Source organism: Sorangium sp. So ce887, from assembly GCF_051521455.1.
GTDB lineage: Bacteria > Myxococcota_A > Polyangia > Polyangiales > Polyangiaceae > Sorangium.
In genome coordinates, this window is the sequence record NZ_CP150354.1 from 902,467 (window position 1) to 918,685 (window position 16,219).

The window sequence follows — 16,219 nt, forward strand, 5'->3', positions numbered from 1 at the left end:
CGCCGGGGTGGAGCCGGAGCAAACGCGGCCGGCGGCCGAGCGACGCTCGGCGAGCGCGGGCGCGGGTTGGCGACGTCCGGCCGGCGGAGCGCGCCGCCATCGCGGCCTCGCCAAGCGTCCTCCACCTGTGCTAACGCGCTGCCGCCCATGCAGCGCTCGACGGCGGTCATCTACACGCTCTTCTTTGCGGGCGCGCTGGCGTTCGTCATCGCGAACGGCGGCCCGAAGGGGAGCGGCGCGGCCAGCGCGCCCGCCGACGCGGGCGCCGACGCCGACGCCGACGCCGGCTCGCCTGCGGCGGCGTCAGCGGCGGGCGACGGCGACGCCGGGAGCGACGCCGGCGGTGACGGCCTCCTCCAGGAGAGCGGCCCGGAGCAAGCGGCGCGATCCGACGCGGGCATCACGCTCCTCTCGGGCGAGGCGCCGCCCGGGCTGCCGGCCGAGGCGCCGAAGAAGGTGCGCTTCGGCGTGGTGCTCGTCCAGTACCGTGGAGCGCAGGGCGCGACGCAGAACGCGCGCTCCAAGGACGCCGCGCTGGCGCTCGCCAGGGAGCTCGCCGAGGTCGCCAAGACGGACTTCAAGGCCGCCATCGGCAAGGGGGACAAGGGATCCACCGACGATCTCGGCTACATCCCGCGCGGCGTGCTCGAGCCCGCGCCGGAGTATGAGCTCTTCAGCCTCCCCAAGGGGGGCGTGAGCGGCCCGGTCGACACGCCGCGCGGCTTTTGGATCGCGCGCCGGATCGAGTAAGGAAGGCCTACCGCGCGGCGCGTCGCCGCGCGCGCGAACGAGTGGAGATACCGTATGGCGACGATCGACATCCGCCGGCAGCACGCGCTCACCAAGGAGGAGGCCAGGCAGCGCGCGGAGGAGCTCGCGCGCGGCATGGAGGACAAGCTCGGCATCCGCTGGCGGTGGGAAGGCGATCTCATCCGGTTCGAGGCCCCGGGCGGCGCAGCGAAGGGGACGAAGGGCCTCGTGCGCGTCGAGGCGTCCGCCGTCCAGGTGGAGATCGATCTCCCGTTCCTGCTGAAGGCGATGAAGGGCACGATCGAGTCGAAGGTCAACGAGAAGCTCGAGGCCGTGCTCTCCAAGGCCTAGCCGCGGCGGCCGGGCTCAAGGAAGCGCCGCGCAGACCTGCGCGCCACAGCGCCCGCAGCTCCGCGCTTTCCAGGGCCGCGCGCCTCCACGCGCGCGGCGCAGATCGAGCCCGCCCCCTACCCGGCGCGCTTTACTCCGCGACGTTCGGTTCGCTACTCTCCGCCATCGTCATGCGTTGCGCAGAGATGAGACCCCCTTCGGAGGCGTCGCAAGCGAGATGACGGTTCAGGCACCCGAAGGGCAGGTGGAGAGCATGACGGCCCTGATCGCGCGGCTTCGCGCGGAGCAAGGAGACCAACCGGAGCGACAGCTCCAGGCGCTGCTGCTGCACGAGCTCGGCGCGCTCGAGGAGGCGCTCGGCGAGGAGCCCACGGCCGCGCGCGACTACCTCGCCGCGTTCAACGCCGATCCCCAGTTCCGCGAGCCGCTCGAGGCGCTGGTCCGCATCCTCACCCGGCGCAAGTCGATCAAGAACCTCGGCAAGCTGCTCGACGCGCTCACGCGCGCCGCGGCCACGCCCGAGGAGCGAGCGCGCGCGTTCTGGGAGCGCGCGGCGTACCTCCAGGACCACGAGCAGAACCTCTCGGCGGCCAAGGAGGCGCTCGAGGAGGCGGCGCTCAGCAACCCGGAGGACGCGACCCCGTGGCTCGAGCTCGAGCTCATCGCGGCCAAGGAAGGGGACATCGCCGGCCGCATGCGCGCGATCGAGGCCCGCGCCGAGCTCGCGACCGACGCGACGTGGAAGGGGCTGCTCTTCATCGAGCTCGCCGACCTCGCGTCGGCGGCCGAGAACGTGGAGCGCGCCTACGAGCTGCTCGACGCGGCCGCCGCGCTGGAGGGGCGGGCGCGCTTCCGGTCGCAGCTCGCGCTCGAGGCCATCGCGCGGCGCGAGGAGGACTTCGGCGCGCTCGCGCGCGCCCTCGAGGGGCAGGCCGAGCTCATCGCCGACGCGCTCGATGACGAGGCGAGCGGCGAGGCCAACGGCGTCCCGCGGTACATGCGCAAGCCGGAGTACGCGGCCGACGCGTGGCTCCGCGCCGCCGAGCTGACGCAGCGCACGGGGACAGGCGGCTTCGCGTCGCTCCTGGAGCGGGCCGCGGAGCGGCTGCCCAAGTCGGCGCTGCTCGGGCGGGCGCGCATCGCCGCCCTCGAGGCCGCCGGCGAGGCCGAGGCCGCCGCCGGCCTGGCCAAGCAGGAGATCGCGCGCGGCGCGAGCGGGCCCGGCGCCGCGGCGCTGTGGCTCCGCATCGCCGAGGCGGCGGCGCTGGCGAGCGACCGCGAGGCCGCGCTCGCGGCGCTCCGGAGCGCGCTCACGGCCGACCCGCAGTGCATCCCGGCGCGCGCGCTCGAGATCGATCTGCTCGGCGACGGCCAGGACCCGTCCGCGTTCGCGGCCTCGCTCGAGACAACGGCGGCGTCGTACGGCAGCGACGAGGCGAGGGGACGCGCGCTGCTCCTCGCGGCCTACGTCTGGGCGGTGCGGACGGACGACGTCGGCGCGGCGAAGGCGGCCCTGTCGCAGGCCGGCATGGCCGGCGTGCATCCGGGCGTGCTCGCGCGCTTCGGGCGGTCGTTCGCGGCGCTCCGCGGCGACGCGGCCTGGTACGAGGAGTCGACGAAGCGGCTGCTCTCGACCGGCGTTGACCCGGCCGAGAAGGCGAGCCTCTGGTTCGAGATCGGCAGGAGCCGCCTGCTCCGGGGCGACGCGGGCGGCGCCGAGGGGGCCTTCGCCGAGCTCGCCGCCGCTGGCGCCGACGACGGTGGCCTCGCGCCGAACGCGTGGCTCGGGAGGGCGCTCGGCGCCTTCGCGGTCGATCTCGTCCGCAGCCGTCGCGAGCGCGGCGACGAGCCCGGCGCCCCCGGCCCGCGGCGCTCGCCGATGGTGATCGAGGCGCTCGCGGAGGTCGAGGGCCCGGAGACCGCGCGCGGGCTGTGGCTCGTCGCCGCCCTGCGCAGCGCGCGCAGCGGCGAGCTCGATCGCGCGCGGAGCCGGCTCCGCGCGCTCTTCGAGCAATCCGCGGACGACGAGGTCATCGCGGTGTTCCTGGCCGAGCTGGAGCGGCGCGCCGGGAGCCCCACCTCCGCGGCCGCCACGCTCTCGACCTGCGCCGCGGCGATCGACGACGCCGATCTGTCGGCGGCGCTGCACATCGAGGCGGCCATCCTGCTCTGGCGCGCCGGCGAGCGTGGGCGCGCCATCGAGGAGCTCGAGGCGGCGCGCGGCAAGGCGCCGCGGGCGGGCGCGACGGTCCTCACCTGGGCGCTCCGCGGCCACGAGGCCAGCGATCTCGACAGCCGGCGCCGCGCCCTCGAGGTGGCGGGCGAGGCGGGCGAGGACCCGGCGGCGCTCGCGCTGTCGCGGTTCGGCCTCGAGATCGGCGCGGCCGAGGGCGGCGACGCCGACGAGGCGCTCGCGACGCTCGAGGCGCTGGAGTCGCAGGCGAGCGACGATCTCGCCCTGGCCGCCGCGCTCGGGCGGCTCCTCTGGCAGCCGGCGCTCGAGCAGCGGAGCGCCGTCGAGCGCGCGCTCGACTACGTCGAGGAGCGGGGCGACGGCGCCGCGTCCATCGCCCACGCCGAGCGCTTCCGCCTCGCGCGCACCCTGGATCACGACCGCGCGCGCACCGCGGCGCGCGCCGCGGCGTGGGCCGAGGCCGACCCGAGCGCGCACGCCGAGCTCGAGTGGCTCGGCGCGGCGCTCGGCGCCGAGGACCGCGACGCCGAGGTCGCCGCCCGGAGCGCCCTCGCGCGGCACATGGACGGCGAGGCCCGCGCGGCGATGGAGGCCTCGGCCGCGATCGTCGGCGCGCTCGACCAGCCGAACCTCCCGCGCCCGTTCCTGACGGGCGAGCACGCGCCCGCGCAGCTCGCCAACCTGGAGCTCGCGCTCCCCGGCTGCGATCCGCGGCGCCGCGCCGCGGCGCTGCACGGGCTCGGCGACGCGCTCGGCGAGGACGCGCAGCTCACCGCGCTCGGCCTCGCGGGCTGGTCGGACTTCGCGGCCGGCGATCACGAGCGGGCGCTCGCCGCGTTCCGCACGGTCGTCGAGCGGAGGCCCGACGACGTCGCCGCCTGGGAGGGCGTCCGCGCGACGTCCGAGGCGCTGCGCGACCCGGTGTCGACGGCGCTCGCCTCGGCGCAGCTCGGGGCGCTCTGCAAGGACGACGCGCGCGGCGCGGGGTTCTGGGAGAGCGCGGGGCTCCTGCTCCTCCAGCACACCGAGGCCCACGAGGACGCGGAGATCGCCTTCGACCGCGCCTTCTCGCGCGACCCGCGGCGCGGCGTCGCCTTCGACCGGCTGTTCCGCCGGGTGCGCGCGCGCAACGAGGACGATCGGCTGCTCGACATCGTCGAGCGGCGGCTCGGCGTGGCCGACAACGACCTCGAGATCTGCAAGCTGTTCTGGGAGCGCGCGCGCGTGCTCCGCAAGAAGGGCAAGCTCGACGAGGCGCTCGCCGCGCTCGAGAACGTGACGCTGCTCGAGCCGGACCACATCGGCGCGCTGGCGCTCTCGGCCGACATCTCGAAGGCGCAGGGCGATCTTGGCCAGGCGGCGGCCTTCTACGCCGAGCTCTCGCGCGTCGCGAAGGCGCCCGGGGAGCAGCGCCTCATGTCCGGGATCACCGCGGTCGACGCGTACGAGAAGCTGGGCGAGCACGACAAGGCGCTCGAGGTGCTGGTCAGCCTGCACCGGGCCGGGCTGTCGACGCTCCCCGTCCGCGAGCGCCTCGTCCGGGTCGCCGCGCGGGTCGGCTCCTGGGACGAGGCCACGCGCCTGCTCGAGGAGCTCATGGTCGAGCGCGACACCCCCGCGGGGCGGATCGAGGCGGCGCGGCTCGCGATGGCCATCTACCGGGACCAGCTCGGCGCGCCTCGCCGCGCCGAGCGGGCGGCGGCGAAGCTCCTCGACGAGGCCCCGGACGACGGGGAGGCGATCGACCTCGTCCTCACGACGGACTACGACCCGGCGTTCCGCACCCGCGTGCTCGGCCGCGCCAAGGCGACGCTCATCCAGGCGCTCGCGTCGGACCCGATCGACGCGGACCGCGTCGCGCTCCTCGCGAAGATCGCCGGCGCCGGGCAGGACGCGGCGCTCCGGCAGGCCACGCTCGGCGCGCTCGTCGCGCTCGGCCGGAGCGACGAGGGCATCTCCGCGGAGCTCAGGAAGATCGACGCCCGCGTCCCCGCGCGGCCGCAGATCGCCCTCGACGCCAAGGCCATGGCCGAGATCGCCGATCCGCTCGACAGCGGGCCGGTCGGCGAGCTCTTCGCGAAGATGGCCGAGACCCTCTCCGTGACGCTCGGCCCCTCGCTCGTGTCGCTCGGCGTCGGCAAGAAGGACCGCATCGACTCGCGCGGCGGCCACCCGCTGCGCGTCGCGGTCGCCGAGTGGATGGGCGCGCTCAGCTTCGAGACGGACTTCGAGCTCTACGTCGGCGGCCCCAGCCCGCACGGCGCCACGGGCGTCTACGGCCAGCTGCCGGCGCTCGTGCTCGGCCCCGAGGTCACGACGCCGCTCGACGCCGCCTCCCGCTCGGCGATCGCGCGCGAGGCGTTCGCCCTGCGCCGAGGCATCACGTCGCTCCGGACCCGGGACGACAACACCGTCGCCTCGCTCGTCGCGGCGGCGTGCATCGAGGCGGGCTTCGCGGTGCCGCAGCCGCCCTACGCCGTCTTCGGCGAGGTCTCGCGCGCCATCCACAAGGAGATGTCGCGCGCCACCCGCAAGACCATCGCCGACGTGTGCCAGCGCATCGTCTCGAGCCAGCAAGACCCGCACCACTGGGCGCAGGCCGCGCGCAGGAGCATCGACCGCATGGCCGTCGTCGCCGCCGGCGACGTCTCGCTGGTCCTCTCGGACATCCTCAGTACCCCGCGCGAGCAGCTCGGCGGTGTCGTCGCCGAGAGCGAGCGGGCGCGCCAGCTGGTCGCGTTCGTCCTTTCGCAGAGCTACCTCGAGCTTCGGAAGAAGCTCGGGATGGGGGTCCGGTGAGCAGCAAGAATCCGCAGTCCAAGAGCTCCTCTGGCGGCGGCGACGAGGGCACCCCGTCGCAGGAGAAGATCACGGTCCCGCCGCCGGCGATGTACGGCGCGGCGGTCTCGGACGACGACGTCGAGGAGGCCACGCTCCTCGCCAAGATCCCCGACGAGCTCATCCAGTCGATCCGCGCCGAGGAGGGGGAGCGCGCCGGCGAGGGCGGCCTGAAGCAGCTGTTCTCGCGCGAGCCGGTGCCCGTGCCCGCGAGGCCGGCGCAGAGCGCCGGAGAGAGCGACGCGCTGCTCGACATGCTCTTCGAGGAGCCGCGCGGCGACGACCCCGACGACGGGGTCGTGACCTCGGCGCCCGCGCTGACCGGGCCGCGCCGGGCGACGCCCCCCGTGCCGCCGCCGCCGCGGCCCCCGTCGCTGCCCCGCCCCGCGGCCACGCCCCGCTCGGGCAGGCCGGGCGACGCGAAGGCCTCGCTCGGCGCCGAGCTCGCGCACAGCGATCGGACGCCGAAGATCCCGGCGCGGGCCGCGTCCGCGAGGTCTCCGGTGCCGCGCCCGCCGCCCGCCGCCACCCCGCCCCCGCTGCCGCAGACCGGGCGCCCGGACGAGGTGCAGGAGGAGGACACCGCCGAGCCGGGCGACCGCGCGACGCCCATCCCCGACGGAGGCGACTCCCCGTTCGAGTTCGCGCCGCCCAGCGCCGTCAACAGCAGCCGGCTCGCGAAGGCGCCGCACTTCGACGACGAGGACACGACGGGCTTCGACGACGAGGAGACGAACGCCCTCGACGAGCCCGGGCCCACGACCCGACCGTACGCCGGCGTGCCGTCCGCCCCCCCGAGCCACTGGGATCAGCCCGCCATCGAGAGCGATCCCGGCGAGCTCGTGGACGAGTCCAGCCTGCTCGACGGGTCGGCCGACATGGAGGACGATCTCGCCCAGACGCGCGTCGCGAGCCGGAGGCCGGAGGTCGGCCCGACGTTCGCTCCGCCGCGCTCGTCCGCGCCTGCCCGCGCGCCCGAGAGCCTCCCGCCGCTGCCGTCGATCCCGCCGCCCGCGTCCGTGTTCGACGGCGAGCAGGACGCGAGCGCGATCCTCGTCCAGTCGCAGCAGCGCGACGTCTGGGCGGCGCGCGCCGCCTGGCTCCGCGCCGAGGCGGAGCTCATCGAGGACCCGGCGGCCCGTGCGCGCGCGCTGCTCCCCGTCGCCGAGCTCTTCGTGATGGCCGGAGAGGACGCCACCGCCAGCGCCATCGCGGCCGAGGCGCGCGAGCTCTCTCCGGGCCTGATCTTCGCGCACCGGCAGCTCCGCGGGCTCCTGATGCGCGAGGGGGATCTGCCCGCCGCGCTCGAGGCGCTGGAGAGCGAGACCCGCATCCTCGGGACGCCCGCCGCGCGCTGCCACAACCTGGCGCTCGGCGCCGAGCTCTCGCGCATCTCGCTCGCGGACCCCGAGGGCGCGCACAAGCGCCTGGAGCTCGCGTCCCGGATGCACCCCGCCGATCCGCGCGCGCACGTCCAGCGCTTCTGCGACGCGCTCGCCGCGCCCGACACCGACGCGGCGGCCTCCGCCACGATCGCGAAGCTCCGCCTCCCCGACGCGCCCGAGCTCGCGCCGCTCGCCGCGGCGTGCGCGCAGGTCGCCGCGCACCGCGGCGCCGCGCGGCGCGGCCGCGCCGCGCCGGCCACTCCGTACGAGGCGCTGCTCCGCGCCCGCGCCCTGCTCCGCGCCGGCGACCTGGCCGAGGGCCTCGCGAGCCTCGATCCCCTGCGCAGCACCTCGCTCGCGCCCGGGGTCGCGTGGCTCACCGCCGCCCTGAGCGCCGCGCGCAAGGAGACCCGCCCGGCGGCGCTCGGCGCGCTCCGCACCGTCGCCTCCGGCTCGCACGGCGGCCAGGCGCGCCGCGCCCTCGCGGCGCAGGCGATCGAGCTCGGCGACGCCGCCGCCGCGCGCGAGGCGACGCGCGACGACGGCGACGCGTTCTCGCCGGCCGATCGCATCGTCCTCTCGGCGCTCGCCGGCGGCTCCGCGGGCGAGATCGAGCCGTGGCTCACCGCCCTCGCCGACGACCCGGAGTTCGCGCCGCTCTGCGCCGCGACGAGCGCCGCCCTCAGCGACGCCGGCGGCGCGGGCGACAGCGCGACGGCGGACGGGGCGCCCGCGCCGCGGGGCGTGCGCGCCCTCGGCGGCCCCGGCGCCCGCGCCGCCGCGGTCCTCGGCCGCGCGCTCTCCCGCGAGGCTGTCCCGGCCGAGGGCGGCATCGACGCGAGCGACGCCTTCTCCCGCGCGGTGCTCACCTACGGCGACAGCGCGCCCGAGAGCCCGCTCTTCCGGGCCCTCTCGCTCGAGCTCGATCTCGACGGCGATCGCGGCGCCCGCGTCGCCAGGGCCATCGCGGCGCTCCGCGAGGTCGCGTCCGAGCGCGACAGCGCGCTCGCCGCCGCCGTCATCGCGGAGGTCGCGGGGGATCAGCGGGCGGCCATGAGCGACCTCGATCGCGCCCGCGCCGCGGATCCGCAGCACGAGGGCGCCGCGCGCGCCCGCGCCGCGCAGGAGAGCGGCGTCGGCGCGGCCCGCATCCTCGCGGAGCACGCGCTCACGCTCGAGGAGGGGCCGCGCGCCGCGGTGCTCGTCACCGAGGCGGCGATCCGTTTGCTCGACGGCGGTGACAACGACGAGGGCGAGCGCCTGCTCTCCCGCGCCGCGCAGATCGATCCGAAGCTCCCCGTCGCGCTCCACCTCGGCGAGCGCAGCGCGCGCGCCCGCGTGGATCGCGACGGCCTCCTCGAGTGGCTCAGGACCCGCCGCGAGAGCGCCACCGACCCGCTGGAGCGGGCCCACGACCTCGTCCGCGAGGCGCTCCTCGTCGCCGAGGCCGATCCCGCGTCGGCCGCGTCGCTCCTCGAGACGGCGCACCGCTCGCGCCCGCAGGACATCGGCCTGCGCGAGCTCTTCGAGCGGCTCGCGCCGGAGCCTCCGGCCGACCGCGCCGCCTGGCGCGCCGAGCGCGCCACCGAGCTGATGCGCGCCCTCCACCCGGGCGGCGACGGCGGCGCCTCGGGCGACGCCGACGACCGCGCCGCGACGGGCATCGAGGCCGCGCGCCTCGCGCTCGAGGCCGCCCTCGAGTACGAGCGCACCGGCGATCTCGCGCAGGCCGCCGCGTGCGCCAGCCAGGCCATCGCCGCGGGCGACGAGGCGCTCGCGCCGATCGCCCTCTACCGCGCCGCCGTCGCCGGCCACGGCGCCGGCGAGCTCGTCGACGCCCTGATCCCGCGCGCCCGCGAGGCGGCGGACGCGACCGAGCGCCTCGAGATCTACGAGCGCCTCGCGGAGCTCGACGAGCTCGGGCGCAGCGACGCCGGCAGCGCCCTGCTCTGGCGCCGCTCCGTCCTGGAGGAGACGCCGCACCACCTGCCCACGCTCCGCCGCGTCGCCTCCTTCCTCATCGGCGAGGGGCGCGACGAGGAGCTCGAGCCGATCGCCCTCGAGGTCGCGCGCGTCCTCGACGGCCCCGAGGCGATCGCGCACGCGCTCCTGTCGGCGCGCCTGCGCCTGCGCGTGCTCCCGTGGGAGGAGACGTTCGAGCCGGTCCAGATCGCGTACAGGAACGAGCCCCGGGGCATCTGGTCGCTGCGCCAGATGGCCGCCCACGCCCGCGCGAGGGCGGAGCACGCCCTCGCGATCGAGGCGGATCGCCAGCTCATCGAGCGCACCGATCGCCCGTCCGAGGCCGCTGCCCTCTCGGTGCGCGCCGCCAAGGACGCCCTCCTCGCCGGCTCGATCGAGGACGCGGTCGCCTTCTTCCGGCACGCGATCACGCTCGTCCCGCACTACCTCGTCGCGCACCTCGACCTCGCCGACGCGCTCGAGCGCGGCGGCGAGGCGGCCGCCGCCGCGGCGGCGCTCGAGTCCGCGGCGGGCGCCAGCGTCGGCTCCGAGGGGCGCGCGCACTCGCTCTATGCCGCGGCGGTGCTCTGGCAGGACAAGGTCCAGAACGCCGCGCGGGCCCGCGACGTCCTCGAGGCGGTCGCCACCGTCGACCCGTCGTACGCCGACGTCTTCTCGCGGCTCAAGGCGATCTACGTCGCCGAGGGCGCGCGCGCCGAGCTGGCCGCCCTCCTCGAGCGCCGCCTCGACGCGGTGACGGATCCGGCGGAGCGGGTCGAGATGGAGGTCCTCCGCGGCCGCGCGCTCGCCGACGTCGGCGACGCCACGGCGGCGAAGCGGGCGCTCGCCGCCGCGCTCGACGCGAACCCCGACCACGTCGAGGCCCTGTCCGCGTTCGCGGACGTCTGCGCCGGCGAGGGCGACTGGACCGGCGCCGAGCAGGCCTGGATCCGCCTCGCGCGCCTCGTGCCCGATCCGGCGAAGCAGGTCGCGATCTACCTCCGCCTCGGCGAGCTCTACGACGAGCACCTCCCGAACGCGGAGCGCGCCGAGCTCGCCTACCAGGAGATCCTGAAGCGCGCGCCGGGCGACGTGAGCGCGCGCGAGCGCCTCGTCGCGCTCTACAAGCGCGAGGGCGACGGCGTCCATGCGCTGGAGCAGCAGAACCTTCTCATCAACGCCGCGGAGGCGCCCGAGCAGAAGTGCCGCCGCACCGCGGAGCTCGCCGAGATCTACGAGTCGATCGGGGACCTGAAGAAGGCCGAGGCCACGCTGCTCACGGCCCGCAAGACGTGGCCCAAGGACGACTTCGCGCTCGGCGCGCTGGCGGGCTACTACCAGCGCACCGAGCAGGCCTCCGCGGCCAACGTCTTGCTCGATCGCGCCCTCGCCGACGCCCGCCGCGCGCTCACCACCGGCCGCTTCGAGCCGTACCTGTTCGCGACGGTCGCCACGGTCGCGGAGCTCCGCGGCCGCGCCGGCGCCTCCAGGATCGCGCGCGCGACGGTCGCCGCGCTCGACGGCCGCGAGGCGGCGATGGGCGGCGCCGGCAACGCCGCCGGCGCGGCCCGCCTCGACGTCCACCTCGCCCCGGACCTCATGACCGCGGCGTTCCGCGAGCTCCTGCTCAAGACGGGCCCGCTGCTCGACGCCGCGGTGCCGTTCGATCTCGACTCCATCCGCGCGACCCCGCTGCCGCCGCAGCACGCCGACATCACCGACCTGGCCCGCGGCATCGGGGCGGCGTACGGCCTCCCCAACCTGCAGGTCTACGTGACGGGCGCGCTCGGCACCGTCTGCGTCCCGGCCTCCTCGAGCCCGCCCAAGATCGTCCTCGGGCAGTCCCTGGTCGCCTCGCCGCGCGAGGACGTCCGGCTCTTCCTCATCCACCGCGCCGTCAAGATCCTCCAGACCAACGGCTCGGCCTTCTCGCGGACGGCGCCGATCGACCTCTGGCCGCTGCTCGCGGCCTACCTGAAGGCGTTCACCCCCTCCTGGGCGCCGCAGGGCGCCGAAGCCGGTCGCCTTCGCGAGTACCAGGGCCGCATCGATCGGGTGATGACGGGCGGCGTGGATCCGAAGCTCAGCGTGCTCGCCGCCGACGTCATCGGCTCGATCGGCAACCGGGCGTCGACGCTCAACACGGCGATCAACGGCTGGGGGAACCGGGCTGCGTTCCTCGCGGTCGGCGACCTCAACATTGCCCTCACGGGCATCGCCTGGTCGGGCGGCCACACGAACGCGCCGCCCGCTGCGGGCAAGGACCGCGTCACCTGGATCGGACGCAACGCGGAGGCGCGCGACCTCATCGTCTTCGCCGTGAGCGACGGCCTGGCCGAGGCCCGGGAGCAGCTCGGGTTCAACGAGTGAGGGCTCGCGCGCTCGTCGCGGCGCGCCGCCGCGCTATGTTGAGCGCGCGCCGTCGCGGGTACTTCGCCGTCGCGGAGGCTTGCGCGGCCGCGTATGCTCCGCTGCCTGCCAGCGAGCGCTCCGCCTCTTCCTACCGGCATCGGCTGCACGTCCCTCACGACCCATGACGACGACCCTCAAGGCCAAGCGCCGCGTCTCTTACGACTGCTCGAAGTGCCCGGCCTACTGCTGCTCCATCTACGAGCGGGTCGAGGTGACGCCGCGCGACATGCGCCGGCTCGCCCGCCATTTCGGTCTCACGCTCGAGGCCGCCGCGGAGCGTTTCACGAAGCGCTACAGCGGCGAGCGCATCCTCCGGCGGCAGTCGGATCCGGTGCTTGGCCGGGTCTGCCGCTTCCTCGACCTCACGACGCGCGGCTGCACCATCTACGACGCGCGGCCCGAGGTCTGCCGCGACTATCCTGGCAAGCCGCGGTGCGGCTACTACGACGTGCTCCAGTTCGAGCGGGAGACGCAGGACGATCCCAACGTGATGCCGCTCGTGCAGATCACGTTCCGGTCGAGGACGCCGGCGGGGTAGCTCCGCCGAGAGGGGCGTCCCGGTCGCTCGGTTGCGCCGGTTGCGCCGGTTGCGCCGGTTGCGCCGGTTGCGCCGCGCTCACGCCGTCTCGTTGCGCTCGTCCGCGTCGGCCTGCGCCCCGGCGCTGGCCTTGGTCTTCTCGTGCAGCCACTCCTCCGGCCGGTCGGCGGGGTAGACCCGCAGCGAGCCGTCTGCCGGTCCGAGCAGATCCTCGGCGCGCGCCACGCCGGTGATGCGCTGCGCCGCCATGAGGCCCGACATCGCGGCGCCGGCCACCCCGTGGCTCAGCGTGCTCGCGCCGCACTGGTACAGCCCCGGGATCCTCGTCCCGATGGAGAACGACAGCGGTCCGAGCTGCCAGGGTGTCTTGGCGGTGCCGTAGGCGGCGCCCCGGTACGAGGCACAGTAGAAGTCGTTGGTCAGCGGCGTCGCCACCGAGCGAAACGCGAGCGCGCGGGAGATGCCGGGAATGACGTGCTCCGCCGCGGCGATCATCTGATCCCCGAGCGACTCCTTGAGCTTCTCGTACTCTGCCCCTCGCTCGCCCGTGCGGGTCTTGTCCCAGCGCGCGAAGGGCCCGTGGGGCACGAACGTGAACATCTCGATCGTGTGGTGATCGCCCCGGGTCGGGTGGCCCGGATCCTTCAGCGTCGTGATGGTCAGGAACAGCCCGTCCACCGCGCCGCGCGGCAGCTGGCGCTCCGCGCGCTCGTAGATGCGCCCCACGTCCCGCCCGCGGTACCACCAGTAATTGCCTGAATCATATCCCATCGACCGGAGGTCCATGTCCACGGCGCAGAACACGCTGAGCAGGCTGACCGAATACTCCATCCGCTGGATTTTCCGGCGCTCGCGGGCGGTCAGCTCGGGCGGCAGCAGCTCGCCATAGGTGATCGCCGGGTCCGCGTTCGAGACGACGCTCGCCGCGCGCAGGGTCTCTCCCCCTTCCAGCTCGACGCCGGCCGCGCGCCCGCGCTCGACGAGGATGCGCCTCACCCGCGCGCGCATCCGGACCTGCCCTCCGAGCCGGCGCAGCGCCCGGATCATCGCGAGCGGGATGCGCCTGGCGCCGCCGCGCGGGTAATACCCGCCGTCGAGATAATGGCAGACGATGCTCGCATGGATCGGCAGCGCCACGCGCGACGGCGAGAGGCCGTGATCGCCCCCCTGCGCGGCCAGGAACGCGCGCAGCAGGGGGTCGCGGATCGTCGCGTCCAGCAGATCTTCCTGGGTGCGAAACCCCCAGCGCACGAGGTCCGGCGCCTTGAACGGCACGAGCAGCACCTTCGGGAACTCGAGCATCGTGTCGAGGCGGACGAGGTCGTCGTTGAGCCCGCGCAGGACGCGGAAGTACCGCGCTATGCCCGCGGCCTCGTGCGGGAACCGCGCCGTGAGCCGGGCGATGAGCCGCTCGAGGCCCTTGGGCACGTCGAGCCGATCGTCGCCGACGATCAGGTGATCGAGCCCGTCCGGGTTGAGCTCGCAGAACTCGAGATCTCCCGAGAGGCCGAGCCCCTCGTAGAGCCGCCTCACGGGGCCTCCGGGGCCGAGCCCGCCGATGTAGTGGACTCCCGGGCTGAACAGATAGCCATCCAGCGAGAAGCTGTGGGTCCACCCGCCGGGGAGGTAATGTTGCTCGACGACGATCACCTTCTGTCCCGAGCGCGCGAGCGCGAGCGCAGCCGTGAGCCCGCCGGAGCCTGATCCGATCACGACGGTATCCGCGTGCTTCATACGTCCCCCCTCGGACTCCGATGCTCCGAGGAGGAGCCTGGCTGCGCGATTCTACCTTTCGGTCACCTGCCGCCGTCCGGCGGCGCCCCGGCGTCGGGCGGCGCCCTGTCCTCCTTCTCCATGTTCGTGAGCGGCAGCGGACAGACGACCGGCACGGCCCGGCTCGGTGTCTGCGCCGACTCGCGCATGCATGTCTTGCCGGTCAGGCGAAGGCGCTCGCCCACCTGGAGGTCGGGTGGGCACACGAGCGGCTGGGATGCGGAGACGAGGTCCCCGTCGATCCAGAAGAGCTCGCAGCCATCGTCCGTCCGCCGCAGATGGTAGTGCCGCGTCGGGCGGCGCGGCGCCGGCGTGCCCTCTGCCGCCAGCGCCGCGCCGCCGTCGAGCGCCGGCGCCCCCGCGCCCTCCCTCCCGGCGTCGCCCTGGCACGCCGCGATCCCGGGGAGGAGCGCAGGCAGGACCCGGACGAGGAGCCTGGCCAGTCGGCGCTGCGACGTCGGCGACGGCCTCTGGGCCCTTTCCGGACCGGCCGCGATCACCGGCTCGGGAAGAACATGATGGACATCTTCGTCAGGAAGAAGTCGGCGATCAGGATTGTGATCGACGTCACCACCACGGTGCGCGTGGTCGCGTGACCGACGCCCTCCGTTCCGCCGCGCGTGATCAGCCCGAAGTGGCACCCGACGAGCGCGATGATCGCCCCGAAGAAGGGCGTCTTGTACATCCCGCTGAAGTAATCCATGAACGTGACCGAGCTGAGCGCCGTCCTCAGGAAGAAGCCGGCCGGGATGCCGAACTCGGTCGCGCAGATCAGCATCGCCCCCCCGAAGCCCAGCACGAGCGCGAACGCGCCGAGCACCGGCATCACCACGATGCTCGCGAGCAGCCGTGGCAGGACGAGCTTCTTCACCGGGTTGGCGCCGAGGGCGCGGATCGCGTCGATCTGCTCGGTGACGGCCATCGAACCGACCTCCGCCGCGATGCCGGCGCCGATGCGGCCGCCCACGATGACCGCCGTCAGCGTCGGCGCGAGCTCGCGCGAGAACGACAGGCCGATGATGCGGCCCGTGTACTCCATGCCGCCGAACTTCTGCAGACCGATGGCGAACTGCACCGCCATGACCATCCCGACGAACAGCGCCGTCACGGACGCGATGGCGGCCGAGCGCACGCCGAGCGACTCCATCTGGTAGATGGTCGAGCGCAGCTCGAGCGGCCGATCGAAGATGGCCTTCATCGCCCCCCAGGTCATCCGCCCGAACTGCCCGAGGTGCTCGACGAACCCGACCGCCGACTCGTTGATCCTCGCGAGCAGCGGGGGGAGCGGCGGCGGCGGCAGGCTGTTCGGGCCCCGGCTGGCGGGGGCCACGCTGTTCGGGGGCAAGCTGCTCGGGCCCGGGCCTGTGGAAGCCGGGCTGTTCGAGGAGGACGGCGGCGCCTCCGGGGGCCGTTTGCGCTCAGTCGTCATGGGCCGGCAGGGTCGAGAAGCCGCGGACCGTCTGTGTGAACGCCGGCTCGCTGGCGGCGTAGCGGGCGGGATCTGCGATGAGGAGCATGTCGTACACGCAGCCGTTCTTCTTGAGCACCCAGATATCGAACACCTTCGGCACCCCGTCGAGCTTGGCCGAGACGACCGTGTGCATCGCCTCGCGGCCGTCGAACGGGACGACCTCCTGCTTCAGCACCTCGCGCTCCGTGAAGTGCAAAAAGAGGTGGTTGGTCAGCGAGACGAGCGGGACGTCCTCTTCGTTCCGGCAGCGTCCGTTCAGGGCGATGGTGGCCCCGTTCGCCTCGTCGCGGTACGCCACCGCCGCGTCCGACACCGAGATCGGCTTCCAGCTTGCCGGCGCCGGGGGCACGCGGAAGGCGACCTCCGAGCCGCGGTAGACCGTTCCATCGAACGATGGGCCTCCGCAGCCGGCGAGCGCGATCGCGATCGCGAGGAGCCTGGCCCGGGGGTTCGCTGCCTCGGCCGCAGAACCGGCGGCGGTGGGGCGCCTTCGAAGGGGTCGTCGCATCGCTGCGGGCCGACGCTATCACGCTTTTGCATCCTGG

9 protein-coding genes are annotated in these 16,219 nt (G+C 74.9%); 5 read left to right on the forward strand and 4 right to left on the reverse strand.

What is annotated here, in order from left to right; all coding sequences use genetic code 11:
* Positions 1 to 147: 147 nt before the first annotated feature.
* The 5 genes from WMF36_RS03445 to WMF36_RS03465 all read left to right on the forward strand — a co-directional run bounded on the left by WMF36_RS03445 (position 148) and on the right by WMF36_RS03465 (position 12,430).
* Positions 148 to 750 carry a peptidyl-prolyl cis-trans isomerase gene (locus WMF36_RS03445; protein ID WP_437578161.1) on the forward strand — a complete coding sequence of 201 codons (603 nt, stop codon included), beginning with the start codon at positions 148 to 150 and terminating at the stop codon, positions 748 to 750.
* A 54-nt stretch (positions 751 to 804) separates the two neighbouring features.
* Positions 805 to 1,101 (forward strand): polyhydroxyalkanoic acid system family protein, encoded by a 297-nt coding sequence (locus tag WMF36_RS03450; protein WP_437578162.1) that lies wholly within the window; start codon positions 805 to 807, stop codon positions 1,099 to 1,101.
* Positions 1,102 to 1,354: 253 nt separating this feature from the next.
* Positions 1,355 to 6,094: a hypothetical protein gene (locus WMF36_RS03455; RefSeq protein WP_437578163.1), complete on the forward strand. Its 4,740-nt coding sequence runs from the start codon at positions 1,355 to 1,357 to the stop codon at positions 6,092 to 6,094.
* Positions 6,091 to 11,850, forward strand: a complete 5,760-nt coding sequence (locus tag WMF36_RS03460) for a hypothetical protein (RefSeq protein ID WP_437578164.1) — start codon at positions 6,091 to 6,093, stop codon at positions 11,848 to 11,850. Before WMF36_RS03455 ends, WMF36_RS03460 begins: the two co-directional genes overlap by 4 nt.
* A 163-nt stretch (positions 11,851 to 12,013) precedes the next feature.
* A complete protein-coding gene (locus WMF36_RS03465; protein WP_437578165.1) occupies positions 12,014 to 12,430 on the forward strand; it encodes a YkgJ family cysteine cluster protein in 417 nt (138 codons plus the stop codon).
* A 78-nt stretch (positions 12,431 to 12,508) separates the two neighbouring features.
* On the opposite strand, the gene WMF36_RS03470 is transcribed toward WMF36_RS03465, so the two are convergent.
* The 4 genes from WMF36_RS03470 to WMF36_RS03485 form a co-directional block, all read right to left on the reverse strand.
* Positions 12,509 to 14,164 carry a phytoene desaturase family protein gene (locus WMF36_RS03470; protein WP_437578166.1) on the reverse strand — a complete coding sequence of 552 codons (1,656 nt, stop codon included), beginning with the start codon at positions 14,162 to 14,164 and terminating at the stop codon, positions 12,509 to 12,511.
* A gap of 62 nt (positions 14,165 to 14,226) precedes the next feature.
* Complete coding sequence (locus tag WMF36_RS03475; protein ID WP_437578167.1) at positions 14,227 to 14,703, reverse strand: hypothetical protein; 477 nt, start codon at positions 14,701 to 14,703, stop codon at positions 14,227 to 14,229.
* The gene (locus tag WMF36_RS03480; protein ID WP_437578168.1) at positions 14,700 to 15,632 is read right to left on the reverse strand and encodes an MlaE family ABC transporter permease; all 933 of its coding nucleotides are present in this window, start codon (positions 15,630 to 15,632) and stop codon (positions 14,700 to 14,702) included. The genes WMF36_RS03475 and WMF36_RS03480 overlap by 4 nt, the downstream gene beginning before the upstream one ends.
* Positions 15,622 to 16,182, reverse strand: a complete 561-nt coding sequence (locus tag WMF36_RS03485; RefSeq protein WP_437578169.1) for a hypothetical protein — start codon at positions 16,180 to 16,182, stop codon at positions 15,622 to 15,624. The genes WMF36_RS03480 and WMF36_RS03485 overlap by 11 nt, the downstream gene beginning before the upstream one ends.
* Positions 16,183 to 16,219: the final 37 nt, after the last annotated feature.